The sequence below is a fragment of the Mycobacterium palustre genome (assembly GCF_002101785.1).
Taxonomy (GTDB): domain Bacteria; phylum Actinomycetota; class Actinomycetes; order Mycobacteriales; family Mycobacteriaceae; genus Mycobacterium; species Mycobacterium palustre.
In genome coordinates this window covers 51,227-74,056 of record NZ_LQPJ01000101.1, presented here as the reverse complement: position 1 = coordinate 74,056, position 22,830 = coordinate 51,227, and the positions used below count along the sequence as shown (strand labels likewise).

Genomic DNA, 22,830 nt, shown 5'->3' with positions numbered 1-22,830 from the left:
ATGTGCTCTGGACCGAAGCAAGGACTGACGTTGCCCGCCAGCGTCGATCTGGAGAAGGAAACGGTGATCACCGGCCGCGTCGTGGACCGCGACGGCCAGGCGGTGGGCGGCGCGTTCGTCCGCCTGCTGGACGCGTCGGACGAATTCACCGCCGAGGTTGTCGCCTCGGCCACCGGTGACTTCCGGTTCTTCGCCGCCCCCGGCTCCTGGACGCTGCGCGCGCTGTCCCCGGTCGGCAACGGCGACGCCGTGGTGACGCCGTCCGGAGCGGGCATCCACGAGGTCGACGTCAAGATCGCCTGACGGCGACGGCCGCCGACCGGGATGTCACCGGGGCGCCGCGGAACGAATAGACTCGGTTCCGTGGTGCTCTTCTTCGAGATCATGCTGGTCATAGCGGTCGTGGTCATCTCATGGTTTGCGCTGTACACGCTGTACCGGCTCATCACTGACGAGTCGTGACCTCCCAGGACCCCGACGCACCGGTGGGTTCGGCGGGCTCCGGCGACCGAGCGGTGGCTGCCGCCGCCGAACGCGCCAAGCTCACCGCCTCCCGCAACATCCCCGCCTTCGACGACCTGCCGCTTCCGGCCGACACCGCGAACCTGCGCGAGGGCGCCAACCTCAACGACGCGCTGCTGGCGTTGCTGCCCCTGGTGGGCGTGTGGCGCGGGGAAGGCGAGGGCCGCGGGCCCGACGGCGACTACCGGTTCGGCCAGCAGATCGTGGTCTCGCACGACGGCGGGGACTACCTGAATTGGGAAGCCCGGTCCTGGCGGCTCGACGAAACCGGCGAATACCAGGAACCCGGCCTGCGCGAGACGGGATTCTGGCGGTTCGTCCGGGATCCCTACGACCCGAGCGAATCCCAGGCCATCGAGTTGTTACTGGCGCATTCGGCCGGCTACGTCGAGTTGTTCTACGGGCGCCCGCGCACCCAGTCGTCGTGGGAGCTCGTGACCGATGCGCTGGCCCGCAGCCGGTCGGGCCTGCTGGTCGGCGGCGCCAAGCGGCTCTACGGCATCGTCGAGGGCGGCGACTTGGCCTATGTCGAGGAAAGGGTGGATGCCGACGGCGGCCTGATTCCGCACCTGTCGGCGCGGCTGTCCCGGTTCGCCGGATAGCCACCTGCTCGACCTCCCGCCGAGATAATCTCGGTCGCTAGCGATCACCGCGACCGTGGGCGGGCCCGGGTGTAAGGAGGTCGGCCGATGCGCACACCCCGGCAGATAGCCCGCTGGGTCGTGTCTGCGATCGGTTTGCTGCTGGTCGCCTATCTGGCCGTGTTGGCGCTGGTGCCCTCGATCATCGACGCGTTGCCGCCCTGGCTGGCGTGGTTCGGCCGCCCGGGATCGATGCCGACCCTGGCGGTCGTCATCGCCGTGCTCATCGCCGCGTGCGTGCTGACCTTCCGCTCCGGCGGCAGCCACCGCCTGGTCGGGGTGTCGTTCACCGTGATCGCCGCGCTGGTGACGATGAGCGCCGTGCTCGGGCTGGCCTCGTACTGGGGCTGCCACGACGCCAACCACCCGGCCTTCTTCACCCCGCTGATGGCGACGGCGCAGCTGGTCAAGGGCAGCACCAGCGACTTTTCGGTGGGCGGGCGGACCTGCCCGAACCCAACCCCGGTCGGGCTGGAGCTGGCCCGCATCGTCGCCTTGGCGGCGATCTTCACCGGCCTGGGCGGCGTCGTCGTCGGGGTGTTCCGGTCGCAGGTGGACCGGCTGCGTGCCAACCTGGCCGACCACGTCACCGCGATCGTGGGCGTCGACGACGACAGCCAGTCGATGATCAGCGCGGTCGCGCGAACGCTGGACCGGCGCAGCACGCTGGTCGTCATCACCGGCGCCGGCGACGACCGCGTCCAGCGGGCCCGCAGGCAAGGCGCCCGGGTGGTGCTGGTGGACTTCAACACCCCCTCGACGCTGGTGTCGCTGCGGCTGTGGCGCCACCTCGGCCGGCTCTACCTGATGGCGCGCGACCCGGCGGTCAACCTGATGTGGCTGGACCTGATCAGCCGTCGCCTCGCCGAACTGGACCACAAGCAGCGGCTGCCGCTGATCGTCCGCATCGACGACCCCTGGCTGGCAAAGGCTTGGCGCGCACAGCAATTCGGCGGATCCGACACCCGGTGGGCCGCCGATGTCGTCGGCAAGTACGAGGTGACCGCGGGCAGGCTGCTCGACGGCATCGTCGCGACGGGCCGCATCAAACGCGTGTTCATTTGCGGCACTTCGCAATTGACGTTGGCCCTGTGCGCGGACCTGACCCGCCGGGCGTTGGAACGCGACTTTTATACTCCGCCCGGCGCGGCGCCCTTGCCCGCGCTCACGCTCGTCGCGCGGGACGCCGACGAATACGTGCGCGATCACGAGTTCTACCGCCAGCAAGCCGGATTCGTGTCCGAGGGACCCACCATCGACGCGGTGACCGAGGCACCGACCGTGCCGACCATGCTCCGCTTGATCGGCGACACCGAATCCGAAAGCAGCGCAGTGATTTTAGTGGAAACCCTGGCCGCGACGATCGGCACCAGGCTGGCCGCCCGTTTCCCCGACATGCCGGTCTACGCGTCGGACCTCAACACCAGCGTCGCCGACGACGCCGTCCAGGTGGTCGGCCGGCTGCAGTCCTACTCGCTGGTCCTGGACAGCCGCGGGGGCCAGATCCAGGACGCCTGGGAACGGGCGGCCCGCCTGATCCACGAGCGCTACGTCGCCACGCTGGACCCCTCGGGGCCCCGCTCCCCCGCGGCGATGCCGTGGGACGAGCTCAGCGAGTTCTACCGCGGTTCCAACCGTCGCCAGGTTCGCAACGCGCTGTGGATGGTCGAACAGATCGCGGGGCACACGTGGAACACCTGGGGCAGCCCGCCGGCGCAGCTTTCCGGCCGCGAGATGGCCGATTCTCCACCGCTGCAACAACTTGCCCTGATGGGGTTCGATCGCCACTCGGCGCTGAGCATGGCGAAGGCGGAACACGAGGACTGGTGCCGGTACTACCGGCGCAACGGCTGGAAGTACGGCCCCAAACGCGACGACGCCCGAAAGGTCCACGACAAGCTGGTGGACTGGACGGTGGTGGAGAGCAAGCCCGAACTGCTCGACGCGGCGGTGCGCAGCCTTGCCGCCACCCTGTGGAGCCTGCGCCAGCTCGGCTATCGCTCGCGCCCGCTGTGGCAGACCTTTACCCGAGTGGGGTCGGTGACCGCCGAACAACGAAGCGAGCCCTGGACCTGGCAGTCGGACTCGGGGCACACCATGCGCGCCGACGCCGGGGACTGGGCCGTGCAGGAGGACGGGAAGACGTGGTCGGTGCGCGACGACATCTTCCGAAGCACCTACGAGCCGGACGGCGACGGCCGTTGGCGCAGAAAGGGAACGGTTCAGGCCCGGCCGGCGCAACCCGGTGAAACGGTCAACACCCTGGAGGGCCCCGCCGCGGCGGCGGACGGCGACTGGGTGGTGCGGGGATCCAGCGGCGAGCAGTGGCCCGTTCCGGGCGACGAGTTCGCGCGCCGCTACGCGCAATTCCATCCGCAATAGCGCCCAATAGCGCCAAGGAATACCCACCCCGACCCGGGCAACACTGATACGTTATCGGCGCAGCCGGGCGTCGGATAGGCCCGGCGCGAGCTCCGCCCCACCCTAGGAGAGACCGCGATGGCGCTGTTCATCAGCTACTCGAGCCAGGACAGGTCCAAGGTCGACGCTCTCACGTCCGCCCTTCGGCGCGCCCAGCAACAGGTGTGGTTCGACCAGGAGCTCGGTGGCGGCGACTCGTGGTGGAACAAGATCCTCGAGCAGATTCGCTCCTGCGACGTGTTCATCGTCGCGCTGTCCGGCAACTGGCTCCAGTCCAAGCCGAGCCAGTCCGAGCTGCGGTACGCGCAGGCCCTCAACCGGCCGATCCTCCCGGTCCGGATCGGCGAGATCGACAGCATGCGGGTCAATCCCCTTGCGGCGTTGCAGATCATCGACTACCGGGAGCCCACGGTCGACGCCGGCATTCAACTGGTCACCGCGGTGCACCAGCTGCAGTCCAAGCCGCATCCGCTGCCCGACCCGCTCCCCGAGGAGCCGCCGGTGCCGTTCGGCTACATCACGCGGCTGGGCAACACCCTCGCCGAGAAGGAATTGAGCCCCCAGCAACAGCTGCAGCTGTTGGTCGAACTCCGGCAAGGCCTCGACGAGGACGGCGACGACCCCAGCGCCCGCAGCGACATCGCCCAGCTGCTGCGCATGCTGCGGCTGCGCCACGACGTGACCTACCGGACCCGAAGCGAGATCGACAACGTCCTCGCCGAGATCGATGCGACCGAATCGGGTTCCGCCGCAGGCGGTGCCACCGCCCAGGCGCCCACGACCCCGACGCCGCAGGCCGCCGGCGCGGGGCCCGCCCGGCCGCCGTCGGCCGTCGCCGGGGCCGGCGCGGCCACGGGCGGCGGGGGCAACAAGCGGTTGATCCTCCTCGGCGCGGCCGCCGTGGCGGTGATCGCCGTCGTCGCGGTGGTGGTGGTGCTGGTCACCCAGGGCGGCAAGACCAAACAGGCCGCTCAGCCCGTGTCGATCCCTAACAACGCCGATTCCGTGCCCAATGCCGCGAATCTGAGCTCCTATCTGCTCGGTCCGCCCGACATCGGCGCCCTCGTGGGCGATCCGAACATGGTCGTCTCGGATAAAACCGACGCGATGCGCAATCCCAGGTGGACGCTGTCCAACGCGGGCTGCCTGGGTGCCTACGAGCCCATCGCGGATGCCGCCTACAAGGGCACCGGCTACGCCGCGGTGGCCGGCCAGGCCGTCCACACCGCCGGCGAAGACCCGGCGCACCGCGTCTTCGAAGCCGTGGTGGCGTTCCCGTCGGCCGACAAGGCCAGCGCGTTCGTGCAGGCGTCCGCCGACAAGTGGCGGGCCTGCGCCGGGCAGCCGGTCACGCTGACCTTCAACGGCAAGAGCACCGGGTGGAGGTTCGCGGACGTCGCGGGCAGCCCGCCGCGGATCGCGCAGGCCCGGACGCAGACGGAGGGCAACCGAGGCTGCCACCATGTGCTGCACGCGTCCTCCAACGTCGTGATCGACGTGCTGGTGTGCGGAACGGATGCCCAACCCGGTCAGGCCGGGCGGATCGCCGAGCAGATCGCCGGCAAGGTAGGGCAATAACACGCTTTAGAAATGGGGCGGCCCCCGAGCGATTCTCCGATTGGACAGATCGGAACTCGGGGGCCGGGTGGCTACCGGGAATTCGCCAGCGTGCATGTCGCCGGCTCTTCCGAGCCAATGCAGCTAGCGGGTAGCCACCTCACATGTCCATGAAGCTATCAATTTCGCGGACCACCTCCTTCCTTGTGTACGGCCGACCGTACCTGCCATCGCCCGCGCCGACAACAGAATTCAGCGCTCAGCGATCGCTGAGGATCGCGGCGTCGACCAGTTCGGCGAATTCGGCGGCGATCGGGGATGGCGGCAGCCGCCGCCCGTCCAGGGTATGCACGCGGGCCGCCAGGGTCATGCTCGAAATCAACCAAATGCCTTGGGCCGCTTGCAGGTCCGCCATGCGCAGCGCGCGGTAGTCGCAGTCGTAGCCCTTGGCCCGGGCCACTTCGAAGAGCGCCTGCTGGGTGGTGCCCCGCAGGATGGGATACCAGGGCGGCGGCGTCAGCAGGCAGGGATGGCCCTCCGATTCACCGCCGGGGTCGGCGGCGATCACCACCGTCGAGCGCGGGCCTTCCAGGATGTAGCCGTCGGAGCTGAGGAAGATGACGTCGCCGGCGCCCTGGCGGGCCGCGTGGCGCAGGGCTGCCATGTTGACCGCATACGACAGCGTCTTGGCCCCGGCGAGCAGCCACGGCATGGCGTCGGCGCCCTTGGCCGGCAGCCCGCGGTCCAAGGTGATCGCGGCGAGCCCGTCGCGGCGAACCTCGCTCACCCGTCCGGGCACGGGGTTGACCATCACGTAGGCGGTCGGCGCGGAACCACCCTCCCGGCCCCGGCTGTAGATCAGACGCATCGCGCCTTCGTCGGCGGTGCCCTCGACCCAGCGCCGGGTGGCCTCGTCGATGGCGCGCCGCCAGCTCGGGAGGTCCGGCGCGGGCAGATCCATCGATTTGGCCGAGTGCGTCAGGCGCTGCAGATGCGACTCGACCAGGCAGGCCCGGCCGTCGCGGATCAGCAGTGTCTCGAAGATGCCGTCGCCGCGCACCGCCGCCAAATCGTCGGCGTGCAGCAGCGGCGCGCTGGGCGGATGCGTCTGGCCGTCGAGCGTGACGAGCACACCGGGCCGACCTGCCATGGACGACACGATAGCGGCCAATGTGCGGCTGGCCGCACGCTCGCGGGGGCTACGTAGAGTTGACCTGTGAACCCCGTCCCCGTGCCCGCTCCCGACCCCGGACCCGACGCCGGCGTGGTCTGGCACTACGGCGATCCGCTGGGCGAGCAGCGTGCCGCCGAAACCGACGCCGTCGTGGTCGACCGCTCCCACCGGGCGGTGCTCACCCTGACCGGCAAAGACCGGCAGAGCTGGTTGCACACCATCTCCACCCAGCACGTCAGCGAGCTTTCCGAGGGCGCGAGCACCCAAAACCTCAGCCTCGACGGCCAGGGCCGGGTCGAGGACCACTGGATCCAGACCGAGCTGGGCGGCGCGACCTACCTCGACACCGAGCCGTGGCGGGGCGAACCGCTGCTGGAATACCTGCGCAAAATGGTGTTTTGGTCGGAGGTCACCCCCGCCAGCGCCGACTTCGCGGTGCTGTCGCTGTTGGGCCCGCGGCTGGCCGACCGGGCGGTGCTCGACGCGCTCGGCGTGGACGCGCTGCCCGCCGAGGCCGGCGCGGTGCCGATCACCGGGGGCGGGTTCGTCCGGCGGATGCCCGGCACCGGGGTCGAACTGGACCTGCTGGTGCCGCGCGGCGACGCGGCCGTCTGGCGCACCCGGTTGGCCGGGGCCGGCGTGCGGCCCGCCGGGGTGTGGGCCTACGAGGCCCACCGGGTTGCCGCGCTGCGTCCCCGGCTCGGCGTCGACACCGACGCGCGCACCATCCCGCACGAGGTCGGCTGGATCGGCGGCCCCGGCGAGGGGGCCGTGCACCTGGACAAGGGCTGCTACCGCGGGCAAGAGACGGTCGCCCGGGTGCACAACCTGGGCAAACCGCCGCGGATGCTGGTGCTGCTGCACCTCGACGGCTCGGTGGAACGGCCGTCGACCGGTGACGCGGTGCTCGCGGGCGGCCGCGCCGTGGGACGGCTGGGGACCGTCGTCGACCACGTGGATCTCGGGCCGGTGGCGCTGGGGCTGGTCAAGCGGGGGCTGCCGGCGGACACCCCCCTGGTGACCGGTCCGGAAGCCGCCGTCGCCGCGGTGCTCGACCCCGATTCGCTGCCCAGCTCAGAACACGTCGGAGCGGGACGGCTCGCCGTTGAACGGTTGCGGGGTGGTGCGAAATAATCGGCGATAAGCTCCGCCACAGCGGGCAGGGGTCGCCGACGCTTGACCGTGAGGCACGGTAAACTGATCGGCAGGACGATAACGACACCAGAGATCGGAGCCGCCTACTCGTTAGGCCGCTCCGTTATTGCGCGAGGGGGTTCCCCCATGGGCCGCGGCCGGGCTAAGGCAAAGCAGACCAAGGTTGCACGAGAACTCAAATACAGTTCCCCGCAGACCGACTTGAAGCGGCTTCAGCGCGAACTGTCGGGAACGAGCACCGACGAACCCACCGACTTCAACGACGGCGTCCCGGACGATTCCTGGGATGAAGCCGACGACTGGCGTCGCTAAACCAACCCCCCCTGTGCCGGTGCGTTTCGCATCGGCACCGCTGTAATCCAAGCCAGGTTGCCCGTCAAAACCTCGGGTGCTGCCCGACCAATTTGACCCGCGGGCCATCTTTGTCGCCCTTGCAGACGGTGCCCAGCACCCAGCAGTCCAGGTGCCGCGCCGTCAGGATGGCCTGGGCGCGGTCGCTGTCTTCGGCGGCGACGATGGCGATCATGCCGACCCCCATGTTGAACGTCTTTTCCATCTCCTCACGCGTCACCCGGCCGCGCTGGGCGATCATGGCGAACACGGGGGCGGGCGTCCAGGTGCCGCGGTCGACCTCGGCGACCAGCCCGGGCGGGATGACCCGCTGCAGGTTGCCGGCCAGCCCGCCGCCCGTGACGTGACAGAACGTGCGGACATGGGTTTCGGCGATCAGCGCCAGGCAGTCCTTGGCGTAAATGCGGGTGGGCTCGAGCAGCTCTTCGCCCAGGGTTCGCCCGAACTCCTCGACATAGCCGGCGAGGTTCATCCGGTCGATCTCGAGCAGGACGGCGCGCGCCAGCGAGTAGCCGTTGGAATGCAGGCCCGACGAGCCCATCGCGATGATGACGTCGCCGGGCTTGACGCGGTCGGCGCCCAGCACGTTGTCGGCCTCCACCACGCCGACGCCGGTGGCCGAGATGTCGTAGTGGTCCGGTTCCATCAGCCCCGGGTGCTCCGCGGTCTCGCCGCCGAGCAGCGCGCAGCCGGCGCGCGCACAGCCCTCGGCGATGCCGCCGACGATCGCGCTCAGCCGTTCCGGCACGGTGCGGCCGACGGCGATGTAGTCCTGCAAAAACAACGGCTCGGCGCCGCAGACCACCAGGTCGTCGACCACCATCGCGACCAGGTCGAGCCCGACGGTGTCATGCTTGTCCATCGCCTGCGCGACCGCCAGCTTGGTGCCGACCCCGTCGGTGGAGGCCGCCAGCACCGGCTCGCGGTAGCCGCCGCGCAGCGCGAAGAGCCCGGCGAACCCGCCCAGCCCGCCGCGCACCTCCGGCCTGCTGGCCTTGGTCGCCAATGGCTTGAACAAGGCGACGGCGCGGTCACCGGCCTCGATGTCAACGCCGGCCGACGCGTAGGTGATGCCCTGGCTGCCCGGGTCGCGTCCGGGGCTTTTTCCGGGATCCGTCATCGCGATAAAGGCTACCGGGCGGCGCTCACCGTCGGTATCGAACGTCTTTGAAGCGCTGCGGGCGGATGTCGTCAGTGCGCGACGGGCACTTCATCGGGCGTCAGATCGTCGAGGCCCGCGCCGCGCGCGGCATTGGCGAGCATGTGCTCGATGACGTTCTTGCCCAGCGCGGTTTCGCCTGGCAGCTCGATCGGATACTTGCCGTCGAAGCACGCGGTGCACAGCCGCGACGCGGGTTGCTCGGAGGCCGCGACCAAGCCCCGCAGCGAGATGTACCCCAAGGTGTCGGCGCCGATCGCGTGCCGGACCGCCTCGAGCATTTCCTCTTTGTCCTCGACGGCGTTGGCGATCAGCTCCGCGGGCGAGGGAAAGTCGATGCCGTAGAAGCACGGCCACTTCACCGGCGGTGAGGCGATGCGCACGTGCACCTCGACGGCGCCCGCCTCCCGCAGCATCCGCAACAGCGCGCGCTGGGTGTTGCCCCGCACGATGGAGTCGTCGACGACGATGAGCCGTTTGCCGCGGATCACCTCGCGCAGCGGGTTGAGCTTGAGCCGGATGCCGAGCTGGCGGATGGTCTGCGACGGCTGGATGAAGGTGCGTCCGACGTACGCGTTTTTCATCAGACCCTGCCCGTACGGGATGCCGGACCCCTGGGCGTATCCGACGGCCGCGGGGGTGCCGGATTCGGGGACCCCGATCACCAGGTCGGCCTCGACCGGACATTCGCGAGCCAGCCGGCGGCCGATTTCCACCCGGGTGGCGTGCACGGACCGGCCCGCGATCGTGCTGTCCGGCCGCGCCAGGTAGACGTATTCGAAGACGCAGCCCTTGGGCTCGGGGTTGGCGAAACGCGTCGAGCGCACGCCGTCGGCGTCGATGGCCAGCAATTCGCCCGGCTCGATGTCGCGGACGAAGGAGGCGCCGACGATGTCGAGCGCGGCGGTCTCGGAGGCGACCACCCAGCCGCGGTCCAGCCGCCCAAGCGACAGCGGGCGCACCCCGTGCGGGTCGCGACACGCGTAGAGGGTGTTTTCGTCCATGAACGTCAGGCAGAACGCCCCGCGCACGGTCGGCAGCAGCTCCAGGGCCGCCTGCTCGAGGGTGGCGTCGGCCGCGCCGTGCGCCAGCAGCGCCCCCAGGATGTCGGAGTCCGTCGTCGCCGGGGCCGGGCACCGCGTGCCGATCAGCCCCGCTTCGCGGGCGCGGGCGGCGAGCTCGGCGGTGTTGACCAGATTTCCGTTGTGGCCCAACGCAACCCCGGTGCCGGCCGCGGTGTTGCGGAACACCGGCTGGGCGTTCTCCCACGTGGTGTCGCCGGTGGTGGAGTAGCGGCAGTGCCCGATGGCGACGTGGCCATGCATGGCGGCCAAAGTCTGCTCGTCGAAAACCTGGCTGACCAGCCCAAGGTCCTTGAAGACCAGCACCTGGGATCCGTCGGCGACGGCCATGCCCGCGGCTTCCTGCCCGCGGTGCTGCAGCGCGTACAGCCCGTAATAAGTGAGTTTGGCGACTTCCTCGCCGGGGGCCCAGACCCCGAAGACGCCGCATTCTTCACGAGGGGAGTTCAGGTCCTGGTCGGATTCCTGTGATCCAGCGACGGTCACGGTTCGGCGGCTCCCTGGCGAACGATTGGTGACGCTACGAAGTCTACGGGCACGGCGGCGCCGGCGCCGAATCCCGCGGGCGTGTTGACCCCAGAAAATATCGGTCGGCCAACCCTAAAGCTGCAGTTCAGAGTTACATTTCGCTCACATCGAACAGGGGCAACCAGTGGCCTATTTCACCTGCCCGGGAGCCCGACAGCGTCAACGCGCCGGCGGCCTGGGCCTCGTCGAGGCCAAGCAGCCCGGTGGCGAGCAACAGCCAGGTGCGCGCGTCGGTCTCCACCACGTTGGGCGGGGTGCCGCGGGTATGCCGGGGCCCGGCAATGCACTGCACCGCCGCGAACGGCGGGATCCGGACCTCGACGCTGGCGCCGGGCGCGGCGTCGGCCAGCGTGCGCGCGGTGAGCCGGACCGCGGTCGCTACGGCGTCGCGGCCGGGCGCCGGGTGCGATTCGTCGCGCAACCAGGGCGCGACGGCCGACACCGCCTCGCGGGTCCGTGCCGGATCGAGTCTGTGACGGGCGGGCATACCTTACTTTTACGCCGGGCGCCGCAGCGTCACTGCGGCGATCGCGCCGGCCTCGTTGATCGCCAGGTGCGCCAGCATCGGCGCTGCGAGGCTGCCGGATCGGTCGGCCAGCCAACCGAACAGCCAGCCCGCCACGCCGGTGGCGAGCACGGTGGCGAGCACCGGGTCGCCCGTCGCGCGCGCGTCCACGATGTGGGACAGTCCAAAAGCGCTGGCCTGCAACAGTCTTCCGCCGCGCGGGCCGAACGCGCGGGAACCGGCGGCCGCCAGCGCGGCGCGGAAGGCGGCCTCCTCGGACCACACCGTTCCGATGGGTATCCGCAGCAGCAGCCACCCCGGCACGGACGTCGGCGGTTCCCGGACGGCCATCGACGACCGCACCGCCGGCAGCGAGGTGGTCGCGGCGATCGCGCCGGCCGCCACCGCCCCGGCCGCCATCCCCGTGCGCAGGCCCGGCCATAGCCGCGGCGGCCGCAGACCCAAGGGGACGCGGGTGAGAAGCACCAGCGCCGCGCTCATGCCGGCCTGCACCGTGACCCGCCAGGCACCGGGCAACCGCGGGCCGACCACGCTCCAGCCGACCAGGGCGGCCGCCATTGACAAGGCCAACGACGAAGCGCGCCGCCGGGCTATCCGAAGAATCGCGGCAGCACCGCCTCGGACGTCTCGCGCAATTCCGCCAGCGGCACCGTGAACAGCCCCTGGACCTCCACCGCGTCGGAGGCCTGATCGACGACGCCGATGCGGATCGCGGGCAACCCCCGCGCCTCGCACATCGAACGGAAGCGGCTCTCCTCGGTGCGGGGCACCGCCACCAGCGCTCGGCCCGCCGACTCGGAAAACAGCATCACGAACGGATCGGCACCCTCGGGAAGCACGATGCGGCAACCGGTTTCGCCCGCGAGCGCCGATTCCACCACCGCCTGGGCGAGGCCGCCTTCGGACAGGTCGTGCGCCGCGGACACCAGCCCGTCGCGCGACGCCGCGGCCAGCACCTCGGCCAGCAGCTTCTCGCGCGCCAGGTCCACGGCGGGCGGCAGCCCGCCCAGGTGGTCGGCGGTCACCTGCGCCCACACCGACCCGTCGAATTCGTCGCGCGTATCGCCCAGCAACAGCAGCGTTTCGCCCGGCTCGGTGCCCAGGGCGGTGGGGATGCGCCGGCCCACGTCCTCGATGACGCCGAGCACGCCGACCACCGGGGTGGGCATGATCGCCTCTGAGCCGGTCTGGTTGTAGAAGCTCACGTTGCCGCCGGTGACCGGAATCCCAAGCGCCGCACAGCCATCCGCCAGGCCGCGCACCGCCTGCGAAAATTGCCACATCACGCCCGGGTCTTCGGGAGAACCGAAGTTGAGGCAGTTGGTCACCGCGACCGGGGTCGCGCCGGTGACCGCGACATTGCGGTAGGCCTCGGCGAGCGCGAGCTGGGCACCGGTGTAGGGATCCAGCAGCGTGTAGCGCCCCGAGGCGTCGGTGGAAATCGCGATGCCGCGGCCGGTGGACTCGTCGACGCGCAGCACGCCGCCGTCGGCGTGTTCGGCCAGCACCGTGTTGCCGCGCACGTAGCGGTCGTATTGCTCGGTGATGAACGCGCGGCTGCACAGGTGCGGGCTGCCCAGCAGCGCAAGCAAAGTCGCGCGCAGCTCGTCGCCCGTGGCCGGCCGCGGCAGGCTCGTCGACCGGTCGGCGTTCAAGGCGTCCTGAAAGTCGGGCCGGGCGACCGGCCGCTGGTAGACGGGGCCATCGTGGGCCACCGTGCGCGGCGGCACGTCGACGACCGTCTCACCGCGCCAGGTGATCTGCAGCCGGTCGCCGTCGGTGACCTCGCCGATGACGGTGGCCAGCACCTCCCATTTGCGGCACACCGCCATGAAGGCGTCGACGTTTTCGGGGGCGACCACCGCGCACATGCGCTCCTGCGACTCGCTGCAGAGCACCTCGGCCGGGGTCATCTCTTTGGTCCGCAACGGGACGGCGTCGAGCTGCACCGCCATCCCTCCGTCTCCGGACGACGCCAATTCGGATGTGGCGCAAGCCAATCCGGCGCCGCCGAGGTCCTGGATGCCGATCACCAGGCCACCCGCGTAGAGCTCGAGGCAGCACTCGATGAGGACCTTTTCCATGAAGGGGTCGCCGACCTGGACCGAGGGCAGCTTCTTGCGGGAACCGGTGGAATCGAAGGTGTCCGACGCCAGCACCGACACCCCGCCGATCCCGTCGAGCCCGGTGCGGGCGCCGAACAGGATGATCTTGTTGCCGGTGCCGGAGGCGAACGCCAAATGCAGGTCCTCCTTGCGCAATACGCCGACGCACAGGGCATTTACCAACGGGTTTCCGGCGTAGCAGGCATCGAACACCGTCTCGCCGCCGATGTTGGGCAGCCCAAGCGAATTGCCGTAGCCGCCGATGCCGCGGACGACGCCGTCGACCACGCGGCGGGTGTCCGGGGCGTCGGCGGCGCCGAACCGAAGCTGATCCATCACCGCGACCGGCCGGGCGCCCATGGCCATGATGTCGCGGACGATGCCGCCGACGCCGGTGGCCGCACCCTGGTAGGGCTCGACGTAGGACGGGTGGTTGTGTGACTCCACCTTGAAGGTGACCGCCCAACCGTCGCCGATGTCGACGACGCCGGCGTTCTCGCCGATCCCGGCCAGCATGCCGGCGCGCATGTCGTCGGTGGTGGTTTCGCCGAAGTAGCGCAGGTGCACCTTGGACGACTTGTACGAACAGTGCTCACTCCACATCACCGAGTACATCGCCAGCTCGGTATCGGTGGGCCTGCGGCCCAGGATCTCGCGGATCCGCTGGTACTCGTCGTCCTTGAGGCCGAGTTCCTGAAACGGCTGCGGTTGGTCGGGGGTGGCCGCGGCGTGGTCGACGGTGTCGATTACCTGGGTGCGCGCGGTTGTCACGGGAACAGTCTAGAGAGCTACTCCCCGCGGAGCAGGTCCGCGCTCTCGGCGTCGGCGGGGTAGAACAGTTCGACGGCCAATTCGGAGAGGGTCACGTCGAGCGGGGTCCCGAACGTCGTCAGCGTCGTGAACATCGACAGCCGTCGGCCACCGCCGACGTCGAGGACGAACGGGATGAGCAGCGACGCGCCGTCCGGTGCCGCGCCGCGCGCCGTGGCCGCCGCCGCGACCCCCGGGTAGCCCCGCACCTCCTCCTCGAGCGCCACCAATCCCGGGTCACCGGTGAGCGCGGTCGTGCGCCGCAGCTGGTGCAGCAGGTAGCCCGCCCAGTCCGCGAAATTGAGCGTCCGCCCGGCGAGGCCGTCGGGGTGGAGGCACAACCGGTAGACGTTGACCGGCGGGCCGAGCAGCTCGTCGGGTAGCCCGGTGGTCAGCGCGGAGGCTGCGCGGTTGGTGCCCACGACGTTCCAGCACCGGTCGATCACGATGCCCGGGTACGGGTCGTGCGCATCGAGGAGTCGTTGCACGGCATCGCGGGCCGGTGACAGCGCGGCGTCCTCGAGCGGGCGCGATTGGTACCGCGGCGCAAAGCCGGCGGCGAGCAGCAACGTGTTGCGTTCGCGCAGCGGAATTTCGAGTCCCTCGGCAAGGGCGAGCACCATCTCCGGGCTGGGGCGGGAGCGTCCCGTCTCGATGAAGCTCAGATGCCGCGCCGACACGCCGACGCTCAGCGACAGATCGAGCTGACTCACCCGTCGCCGGGTCCGCCACTCGCGCAACAAGGCACCCACCGCAGCGTGGCTCACCAGGCAACGGTAACCACGCCCGCTTACCGATGGCGATGACCTCGGAGGTAATTGTGCGGCCGCAGGGCTCGGGGACACGCTGGCTGCGACGCGCTCGATCGAAGCGCCCGACCCAAGGAGGAACGATGACCGACGTCCAATCCGCCCCGAAGTTCAGCGCCAAGGCGTTCGCGGACTTTTGGGCCGCGCCGACGATATCAGGCGGCTTCGACATCCTGTCCGACGACATCGTCGGCTACTGGCCGGGCGACCCCGAGCCGGTCCGGGGGATCGAGCCATACACGGCCAAGATCGCCGAAATTCTCCACGCCGCACCGGATTTGACGCTTGACGTCGTCGACAGCGCCACCGTGCCCGGCGCGGCCGCGGGCGAGGAGCTGGTGTTTTTACACTACGTTGGACGCGGCACGGGACCGAACGGGCCGTTCCGGATCCGCGGGCTCGACCGGGTTCGCACCCGCGACGGGATCGTCGTGGAGAACGTGATCCGTTACGACCCGCTTTTCCTCGCCGAGGGCTGAGGCGCGAGCTACTGTCCCACCACGCAGAAGACGTTGCCCTCGGGGTCGGCCAGCACCACCCAGCGGAAGTTGTCGCCGAAGCTGTGCCGGCCGACCTCGCTGGCCCCGGCAGCCGTCAGCCGCCCCACCTCGCCATCGACATCGGCGGCACTGAAATCGAGGTGCACGCGGTTCTTTCCGGGGGTCGGATCGGGCACCTTCTGGAATCCGAGCTTGGGTCCCGCGGCCAACGTCACCGCGGTGAATTCGTCGGCGAGCAACTCCTGCGTCGTCCCGCCGAACTGCTCGGCCCACCACCCGGCCAGCGCCGCCGGGTCGCTGCAGTCGAACGTGACCATTTCCACGTTTAGCGTCATGGCCGGATCGTAGGTCAGCGGGGCGACAGAAACGCTTGCAGCGCCGCCGAATAGGCGGATACGTCGTGGGCGCCCATCAGCTCGCGCGCGGAGTGCATGGCAAGCTGCGGGGCGCCGACGTCGACGGTGGGAATGCCGGTGCGCGCGGAGACCAGTGGGCCGATCGTCGAGCCGCACGGCAGGTCGGCGCGGTGCTCGTAGCGCTGCAACCCGACGCGGGCCTGGCGGCAGGCGAGCTCGAACGCCGCGGCGGTGCGCCCGTCGGTGGCGTAGCGCAGATTCGGGTGCACCTTGAGGACCGGCCCGGCGTTGACGTCGATCGGGTGGCCGGGCTCGTGCCGCTCGGGGTAGTTGGGGTGGGTGGCGTGGGCCATGTCGGCCGAGGCCAGCAGCGACGCGGGCAACCGGCGCAAAAAGTCTTGCCGGTCGCCGCCGGCCGCCAGCACGATCCGCTCCAGCACGGTGCTCAGGAGGTCCGACTGGGCGCCGTGGTCGGACGACGACCCGACCTCCTCGTGATCGAAAAGCGCCAGCACGGGCAGAAAGCCGCGCGGTTCGGCGGAGAGCAAGGCCTCGAGGCCCGCGTAGCAGCTGGCCTGATTGTCCAGCCGCGGGGCACTCAGCAGGCTGGCGTCGGCGCCGACCAGCGTCGACGGCGTCAGGTCGTGCGTCATCAGGTCGGCGGCCAGCACGTCGCCCGGCGCCACCCCGGCGCGCTCGGCGACATGGTCGACAAGGTGACCCGGTCGGTCGGCGACGCCCCAGACCGCGTTGAGGTGTCGCTGGGGGTCCAGCGTCAGCGACTTGCGGTCGTCGGCCAGGTGGATGGCCAACTGCGGCACCCGCAGGATCGGGTCGTCGATGCGGACGAGCCGGTGCGCGATGCCGGCGCCGTCCCGCACCGACAGCCGCCCGCTGATGCCGAGATCGCGGTCCAGCCACGAGTTGAGCCAGGCTCCCCCGTACGGCTCCAACGCGACCACCCGCCAACCGGCGACCGACCGGTCCGGGTGTTGCTTGACCCTCAGGTTGGGGCTGTCGGTGTGCGCGCCGACGATGCGGAACGGCGCCTGCGGCCCGTCGGAGCTCCAGGCGACCAGGGAGCCGGCGCGCACGACGAAGTAGCGGCCCGGCGCCTCGGGCCAGCGCTCGGCCTCGCCGAGTTCGGTGAAACCGGCGGCGCCCAGCCGCGCGGCCACCGTGGCGCAGACGTGAAACGGCGACGGCGACGCGTCGATGAATTCGCAGAGGCCTGCGGCGCTAGCCGACATGTCCAACATCATGGCTTCCGGCGCTCGCCGTCGCCACGCTAGGTCCGATTGCGCGGCTCCTTGCTCGCGCCGCTTCCGGCGCTCGCCGTCGCCACGCTAGGGTCGGCAGGTGCCCGCGGTTCAACCCCAACCCATCCGGGAGCCGTTGACGCCCGCCGCGATCTTCCTCGTCGTCACCATCGACGAGGGCGGCGAGGCGACCGTGCACGATGCGCTGCCCGACATATCGGGACTGGTCCGCTCGATCGGATTCCGCGAGCCACCGAAACGGTTGTCGGCGATCGCCTCGATCGGCTCGCAGGCCTGGGACCGATTATTTTCCGGACCGCGTCCCGCCGAGCTGCATCCGTTCATCGAGCTGCACGGCCCCCGGCACACCGCCCCCGCCACACCGGGTGACCTGTTGTTCCACATCCGGGCCGAAAGCCTCGACGTGTGTTTCGAATTGGCCGACCGGATCCTGCGGTCGATGGAGGGCGCGGTCAGCGTCGTCGACGAGGTGCACGGGTTTCGCTACTTCGACAACCGCGATCTGCTGGGCTTTGTCGACGGCACCGAAAACCCCGACGGGCCATTGGCCGTGAGCGCCACCACGATTGGCGACGAGGACCCCAATTTCGCGGGCTCGTGCTATGTCCACGCCCAGAAGTACGTGCACGACATGTCGTCCTGGAACTCGCTGTCGGTCGCCGAGCAAGAGCTGGTGATCGGGCGCACCAAGCTGGAAAACCTCGAACTCGACGACGACGTCAAGCCGGACAACTCGCACATCGCGCTCAACGTGATCACCGACGACGATGGGACCGAACTCAAGATCGTGCGGCACAACATGCCTTTCGGTGAGCTCGGCAAGGGCGAGTACGGAACGTATTTCATCGGATACTCGCGCACGCCGCGGGTCACCGAGCGGATGCTGGAGAACATGTTCCTCGGCGATCCGCCCGGCAACACCGACCGCATCCTCGAGTTCTCCACGGCGGTCACCGGCGGGCTGTTCTTCTCGCCCACCGTCGATTTTCTCGATGACCCACCGCCACTTCCCGGAGGCGCGCAACCCGCGCGGCCAGCCACCCCCGCTTCTGACGACGGCTCACTGGCGATCGGCAGCCTGAAAGGAATTGCACGATGAACAACCTCTACCGCGACCTAGCACCGGTCACCGAAGCCGCCTGGAGCGAAATCGAATTGGAGGCGACCCGCACGTTCAAGCGCCATATCGCCGGGCGCCGGGTGGTCGACGTCAGCGAGCCGGGCGGACCGGCAACCGCGGCGATCAGCACCGGTCGGCTGCAGGACGTCGAGGCGCCGACCGACGGCGTGGTGGCGCACCTGCGGGAGAGCAAACCCCTTGTGCGACTGCGTGTTCCGTTCACCCTGTCGCGTACCGAAATCGACAACGTCGAGCGCGGCGCCAACGACTCCGACTGGGACCCGATCAAAACCGCGGCCAAGAAGCTGGCGTTCGTCGAGGACCGCACCATCTTCGAGGGCTACGCCGCTGCGTCGATCGAGGGCATCCGCACCTGCAGCTCCAACCCCGCGCTGACGTTGCCGGAGGACCCGCGCGACATGCCCGACGCCATCTCGCACGCGCTGACCGGGCTGCGGCTGGCCGGTGTGGACGGGCCGTACTCGGTGCTGCTGGCCGCCGACGTCTACACCAAGGTCAGCGAGACCACCGAACACGGATATCCCATCCGCGAGCACCTGAACCGGTTGGTCGACGGTGACATCATCTGGGCTCCGGCCATCGACGGCGCCTTCGTGCTCACCACCCGCGGCGGCGACTTCGACCTGCAGCTGGGCACCGACGTCGCCATCGGCTACCTCAGCCACGACGCCGACACCGTGCAGCTGTATCTGCAGGAGACGCTGACGTTTTTGTGCTACACCGCCGAGGCGTCGGTCTGCCTGGCCCCGTAGGAATACAGGGGTTGGGCGCGCGGTCGCAGTGCAACTCGCCGCGCTCGGCGCCGAGGTTGTGGTGCACGGCCGCAGCGCGGAACGGGGCGCCGAGACGGTGCAGGAGATCCAAAACGCAAGAGGGCGAGCACGTTTCGTGGCGGCCGACCTTTCCGACGCTGACGACGTCCGGCGGCTGGCCGCCGCGGCGGGTCCAGTCGACATCCTGATCAACAACGCCGGTGTCTACAAGTTCGGCGCGACCACAGACACCGACGACGCGTTGTTCGACGAACACGTCAACATCAACCTGCGGGCGCCCTACATCTTGGTGCCGCAGCTGGTTCCGGGCATGGCCGAGCGAGGCAACGGCGCCGTCGTGAACATCAGCACGGTAGCCGCCGGCGTGCCAGCGCGGGCGGGCGGGATATACGGGGCCAGCAAGGCTGGGCGCCGTTGTGCGGGCGACCGGCGAGCAACTGGCACTGGGCGCGTAGCGGTCAAAGGTCGAGGACGACGTCGCTGCACGGGGCGGCCGAGCAGATGAGCACCTCGCCATCCCCGGGCGGCTCCAGCGGCGGTTGGACGTAACTCGTCGCCCCGGCGACGATGCCGGTGACGCAGACGTGGCAGACGCCGCTTCGGCACGAGAACCGGGTCGGCACGTCGCACGCCTCGGCGAGCTCGAGGATGCTTCCGTAATCGGTCGACCAGTTGACCGTCAACCCGCTGCGCGAGAAGGTGATCGACGGTCCGGTGCCCGGTATCCCGGCGGGCGGGTGTGGCGGCTTGCGTGGAGCCTGGCCGACGACGCCGGGGTTGATCGGCGGCAAGGCGCCGAACAATTCGCTGTGAATGCTAGAGGGGTCGAGCCCCGCGGCCGTGAGGGCACCTTGCATGTCGCTCATGAATTGTGTTGGCCCGCAAAGGTATGCCACCGCGTCCACGGGTATGCCCAACGCTGCGATCTTCGACCGATCCAGGCGGCCTTGCGTTTCGGTGTAGAAGGTGAGCTGCTGCGCGTGGGGCAGCGCCGCGAGCAATGCCGTGACTTCGGCTGCGAAGGCTTGCGTTTCGCGGTTGCGGGTGGTGTGCAGCCACCAGATTTCGCGATCGCTGTGCACCCCCGAAAGCTTATGCAACATCGCCAGGACCGGCGTGATGCCGATGCCCCCCGAGATCAGCACCACCGGGCCGTCACCGTCGGCGAGGACGAACTCGCCGCGCGGGGCCGCGACCTCGACGACGGATCCCACCGCGATGTGGGCATGCAACCAGCGGCTCACCATGCCGTGATCTTCGCGTTTGACGCTGATGCGGTAATACCCGCCGGCAGGCTCGCCCGACAGGGAGTAGCTGCGCAGCGGCGCCGGATCACCGGCACCGGGGACGCGCAGCGTCAAGTATTGGCCAGGAAGCGCCGGCGGCAGCACGCCGTGGTCGTCGGCTTCCAGACGAATTGACAGCACCTGCGGGCTCTCGTGGCGTATCTCGGTGACCCGCAGGGGACGGAATCCGCGCCAGCCGCGCTCCTGTCCGACCGGCGGTTCGGGTGCGGCCAGCATGTCGCGAAACGACTGCTGCCAGCCGGGGCTCAGCGCCGGCACGTCGACGACGGTGCGGAGCTGCTCGAGATTGCGGTTGGGCAGATACAACAGGGCGTCGACGTCGGCGACACTGAGCTGGTGCCTGCCGCGGCGGGTCCGCACGATGTCGTCGCCGGCCCGGACGTGACCCTCGGTGATGACACGGAAGTAGAAGCCCGGACGGTGCTCGGAGACAAGCAGATTGGGCATCCGCGGCTCGTTGAGGCGCATGCCGACCCGAAAGCAGGTCACGCGGGGCTGGGTCACCTCGAACTCGGCTTCGCCGATCCGATAGCGGTCGCCGACACAGACCTCGTCGTCGGCGAGCCCGGCGATCGTGAAGTTTTCGCCGAAGTGGCCGGGCGCCAGGTCGTCGCGACCCAGATACGTCTTCCAGAAATCGTACGACTCCGTCTGGTAGACCATGACGGCGCGTTGCTCGCCCCCATGGCCGGCGAGGTCGCCCTGGCCGTCACCGTCGAGGTTGAGGCGACGCGCCATCACGGACCCGTCGACCGGGGTCTTCCATATGCCCGTGTAGACGGTCTTGCCCCGCCACTGCACGCTCTTGGGCAGGCCCACGTTTATCGAGACGAGCTTGGCCACTGTGCCTCCGCCCGCAGCGTCGTAAAAATGGGTTAGCCAGCCCAGACTAGGACTGGCGAATACGGCGGTCAACTCCTGCGGGGACGGTCTTGCGACTGACGCATTTCGGCGCATACTGGGATGCACATCCCAGAACCAGGGGGCATACCATGCCGGCCGTTCATCATCGCTACACCACCGTCGATGGCCATCGGCTGTTCTTCCGCGAAGCGGGCCGCACCGACGCGCCCGCGCTGGTGCTGCTGCACGGGTTTCCCACCAGCTCTTACATGTTCCGGAACCTGGTGCCGAACCTGGCCGACCTCTATCACGTGATCGCGCCGGACCACTTGGGCTTCGGCCTCTCCGACGCGCCGCCCGTCGAGAAGTTCGACTACACATTCGACGCGCTTACCGACCTGACCGCCGCACTGCTGCGCACGCTCGAAATCGACCGGTACGCCATCTACGTACACGACTATGGCGCTCCGATCGGCTGGCGGCTGGCGCTGCGCGACCCGTCGGCAATAACCGCGATCATCACCCAAAACGGCAACGGCTACGACGCGGGCTTCGTCGAGAGCTTTTGGAAGGTCGTGTGGGCGTATCAAACTCGGCAGACACCCGACACCGAGGCCGCGGTACGTCAATTCCTCACGCTGGACGCCACACGATGGCAATACCTCACCGGGGTCGCCGACCAGACGCTGGTCGCCCCCGAGTGCTGGCATCACGACTACGCGCTGATATCGCGTCCGGGCAACGACGAGGTGCAGCTGAAGCTGTTCCGGGACTACGCCAGCAACGCGCCGCTATACCCGAGCCTGCACGAATACTTTCGCGCCACCCGGGTGCCGCTCCTGGCGGTGTGGGGTCGCGGTGACGAGATCTTCGGGCCGGCCGGGGCCGAAGCGTTCGCCGGTGACCTACCCGCAGCCGAGGTCCATCTGCTTGACGGCGGTCACTTCCTGCTCGAGTCCGCTCTGGACGATGTCACCGAGCTCATCCGCAACTTTCTCGCCGGGGCCCACTCACTCGCCTGATTCGATGCCGCTGGTAAGCGCTGGCGAGTGGGCCGGATATCCCAGAAATCGGAATGCCCCGGGGTTAATCTGACGCGATGGCCCAGCTTTCGGCGCAAGATCAAAAACGGTTGACCCCCAAGGGGCGTGCCACCCGTGAGCGGATCGTCCAGTCGGCGGCGCAGCTGATCGTCACCGATGGCCTAGCGGCGTTCAGCATGGACAACGTTCGCAGAACCGCGTCGGTAAGCGGCTCGCAGCTTGCCCATTATTTCGCCGACAAGGGCGCGTTGGTCCGCGCGGTCATCGCGCGTCAGATCGGCGTGGTGCTCGAGTTTCACCGCCAACCGAGGCTTGGCGGGCTGGCGTCGTTTGACGACTTCGAGCGCTGGATCGACCTCAACATGCGCTATCTCAGGCGCGTTGGATATTTCGGGACCCCGACCTATCACGCCCTCGCCGCTCAGCTGGCCAAGACCGACGAGGCGACGCGCGACGCGCTCGCGGCGGGCTACCGCGACTGGGTCGACCTTCTGCAGCAGGCGATCCAGCGAATGAAGGACGCCGGGATTGTGGTCGCGGATGCCAACCCACGGCAGCTGGCTCTGGCCATTGTCGGCGCTCACCAGGGAGGCGGCACACTGGCCTTCACCTACCGGGCGGAATGGCCGCACGCAGACGCGGTCCGTTTCGCGGTCAACTACCTGCGCATCTTCGCCACCGATCCGGCCGAACGCGCTCCGCGTCCACCGCGCCGCCCGCGCGGCCGGGCGCGGCGGTGAAAGCCCG

General features: G+C 69.4%; 21 protein-coding genes and 1 pseudogene. 12 read left to right on the top strand and 10 right to left on the bottom strand.

Going from position 1 to position 22,830, the window contains the following annotated elements; genetic code table 11:
- From AWC19_RS13615 to AWC19_RS13600, 4 genes are all read left to right on the top strand, one after another.
- Complete coding sequence (locus tag AWC19_RS13615; RefSeq protein ID WP_085078595.1) at window positions 1-303, top strand: DUF1416 domain-containing protein; 303 nt, start codon at window positions 1-3, stop codon at window positions 301-303.
- Window positions 304-458: 155 nt separating this feature from the next.
- Window positions 459-1,124: a heme-binding beta-barrel domain-containing protein gene (locus tag AWC19_RS13610; RefSeq protein ID WP_085078594.1), complete on the top strand. Its 666-nt coding sequence runs from the start codon at window positions 459-461 to the stop codon at window positions 1,122-1,124.
- 87 nt (window positions 1,125-1,211) lie between these two features.
- The gene (locus tag AWC19_RS13605; RefSeq protein ID WP_085078593.1) at window positions 1,212-3,545 is read left to right on the top strand and encodes a RyR domain-containing protein; all 2,334 of its coding nucleotides are present in this window, start codon (window positions 1,212-1,214) and stop codon (window positions 3,543-3,545) included.
- 117 nt (window positions 3,546-3,662) lie between these two features.
- Window positions 3,663-5,162 carry a sensor domain-containing protein gene (locus AWC19_RS13600; protein WP_085078592.1) on the top strand — a complete coding sequence of 500 codons (1,500 nt, stop codon included), beginning with the start codon at window positions 3,663-3,665 and terminating at the stop codon, window positions 5,160-5,162.
- A gap of 238 nt (window positions 5,163-5,400) precedes the next feature.
- Here the strand turns inward: AWC19_RS13600 and AWC19_RS13595 are convergent, their stop codons facing one another.
- Window positions 5,401-6,273, bottom strand: a complete 873-nt coding sequence (locus AWC19_RS13595; protein ID WP_142281161.1) for an aminodeoxychorismate lyase — start codon at window positions 6,271-6,273, stop codon at window positions 5,401-5,403.
- An 84-nt stretch (window positions 6,274-6,357) separates the two neighbouring features.
- Here AWC19_RS13595 and ygfZ point away from each other — a divergent pair, with 84 nt between their 5' ends.
- Window positions 6,358-7,449 (top strand): CAF17-like 4Fe-4S cluster assembly/insertion protein YgfZ, encoded by a 1,092-nt coding sequence (ygfZ, locus tag AWC19_RS13590; RefSeq protein WP_085078590.1) that lies wholly within the window; start codon window positions 6,358-6,360, stop codon window positions 7,447-7,449.
- Between the two features lie 147 nt (window positions 7,450-7,596).
- On the top strand, window positions 7,597-7,782 hold the full coding sequence (locus AWC19_RS13585) for a DUF3073 domain-containing protein (RefSeq protein WP_085078589.1): 186 nt from the start codon (window positions 7,597-7,599) through the stop codon (window positions 7,780-7,782).
- A gap of 64 nt (window positions 7,783-7,846) precedes the next feature.
- Here AWC19_RS13585 and purM read toward each other — a convergent pair whose 3' ends face one another.
- From purM to AWC19_RS13555, 6 genes are all read right to left on the bottom strand, one after another.
- Window positions 7,847-8,941, bottom strand: coding sequence for a phosphoribosylformylglycinamidine cyclo-ligase (gene purM / locus AWC19_RS13580; RefSeq protein WP_085078588.1), 1,095 nt, complete (start codon window positions 8,939-8,941; stop codon window positions 7,847-7,849).
- A gap of 71 nt (window positions 8,942-9,012) precedes the next feature.
- On the bottom strand, window positions 9,013-10,548 hold the full coding sequence (gene purF, locus AWC19_RS13575) for an amidophosphoribosyltransferase (RefSeq protein WP_085078587.1): 1,536 nt from the start codon (window positions 10,546-10,548) through the stop codon (window positions 9,013-9,015).
- A 133-nt stretch (window positions 10,549-10,681) separates the two neighbouring features.
- Complete coding sequence (locus AWC19_RS13570; protein ID WP_085078586.1) at window positions 10,682-11,077, bottom strand: sterol carrier family protein; 396 nt, start codon at window positions 11,075-11,077, stop codon at window positions 10,682-10,684.
- A gap of 9 nt (window positions 11,078-11,086) precedes the next feature.
- Window positions 11,087-11,674 (bottom strand): Rv0804 family intramembrane glutamic endopeptidase, encoded by a 588-nt coding sequence (locus AWC19_RS13565; RefSeq protein WP_085078585.1) that lies wholly within the window; start codon window positions 11,672-11,674, stop codon window positions 11,087-11,089.
- A gap of 32 nt (window positions 11,675-11,706) precedes the next feature.
- Window positions 11,707-13,992 (bottom strand): phosphoribosylformylglycinamidine synthase subunit PurL, encoded by a 2,286-nt coding sequence (purL, locus tag AWC19_RS13560; RefSeq protein ID WP_085078584.1) that lies wholly within the window; start codon window positions 13,990-13,992, stop codon window positions 11,707-11,709.
- Between the two features lie 17 nt (window positions 13,993-14,009).
- Window positions 14,010-14,798: a helix-turn-helix domain-containing protein gene (locus tag AWC19_RS13555; protein WP_085078583.1), complete on the bottom strand. Its 789-nt coding sequence runs from the start codon at window positions 14,796-14,798 to the stop codon at window positions 14,010-14,012.
- Between the two features lie 125 nt (window positions 14,799-14,923).
- On the opposite strand from AWC19_RS13555, the gene AWC19_RS13550 reads away from it, so the two are divergent.
- Window positions 14,924-15,319, top strand: coding sequence for a nuclear transport factor 2 family protein (locus tag AWC19_RS13550; protein WP_085078582.1), 396 nt, complete (start codon window positions 14,924-14,926; stop codon window positions 15,317-15,319).
- An 8-nt stretch (window positions 15,320-15,327) separates the two neighbouring features.
- Here AWC19_RS13550 and AWC19_RS13545 read toward each other — a convergent pair whose 3' ends face one another.
- Both AWC19_RS13545 and AWC19_RS13540 read right to left on the bottom strand, forming a co-directional pair.
- A complete protein-coding gene (locus AWC19_RS13545; RefSeq protein WP_085078581.1) occupies window positions 15,328-15,675 on the bottom strand; it encodes a VOC family protein in 348 nt (115 codons plus the stop codon).
- A 14-nt stretch (window positions 15,676-15,689) separates the two neighbouring features.
- The gene (locus AWC19_RS13540) at window positions 15,690-16,946 is read right to left on the bottom strand and encodes a M18 family aminopeptidase (protein WP_142281155.1); all 1,257 of its coding nucleotides are present in this window, start codon (window positions 16,944-16,946) and stop codon (window positions 15,690-15,692) included.
- 109 nt (window positions 16,947-17,055) lie between these two features.
- Between AWC19_RS13540 and AWC19_RS13535 the strand changes: the two genes are divergently transcribed.
- The 3 genes and pseudogenes from AWC19_RS13535 to AWC19_RS13525 all read left to right on the top strand — a co-directional run.
- Window positions 17,056-18,075, top strand: coding sequence for a Dyp-type peroxidase (locus tag AWC19_RS13535; protein WP_085078579.1), 1,020 nt, complete (start codon window positions 17,056-17,058; stop codon window positions 18,073-18,075).
- A complete protein-coding gene (locus AWC19_RS13530; protein WP_085078578.1) occupies window positions 18,072-18,869 on the top strand; it encodes a family 1 encapsulin nanocompartment shell protein in 798 nt (265 codons plus the stop codon). Before AWC19_RS13535 ends, AWC19_RS13530 begins: the two co-directional genes overlap by 4 nt.
- A gap of 13 nt (window positions 18,870-18,882) precedes the next feature.
- A pseudogene (locus tag AWC19_RS13525) lies at window positions 18,883-19,395 on the top strand (SDR family NAD(P)-dependent oxidoreductase); the annotation flags it as partial.
- Here the strand turns inward: AWC19_RS13525 and AWC19_RS13520 are convergent.
- Entirely contained in the window at window positions 19,349-21,040 is a 1,692-nt protein-coding gene (locus AWC19_RS13520) for an MOSC and FAD-binding oxidoreductase domain-containing protein (RefSeq protein ID WP_085078576.1), read from the bottom strand. The pseudogene AWC19_RS13525 and the gene AWC19_RS13520 sit on opposite strands and share 47 nt — an antisense overlap.
- Window positions 21,041-21,189: 149 nt before the next feature.
- On the opposite strand from AWC19_RS13520, the gene AWC19_RS13515 reads away from it, so the two are divergent.
- Window positions 21,190-22,062, top strand: coding sequence for an alpha/beta fold hydrolase (locus AWC19_RS13515; RefSeq protein WP_085078575.1), 873 nt, complete (start codon window positions 21,190-21,192; stop codon window positions 22,060-22,062).
- Between the two features lie 77 nt (window positions 22,063-22,139).
- Window positions 22,140-22,823 carry a TetR/AcrR family transcriptional regulator gene (locus AWC19_RS30605; RefSeq protein ID WP_245848956.1) on the top strand — a complete coding sequence of 228 codons (684 nt, stop codon included), beginning with the start codon at window positions 22,140-22,142 and terminating at the stop codon, window positions 22,821-22,823.
- Window positions 22,824-22,830 lie beyond the last annotated feature (7 nt).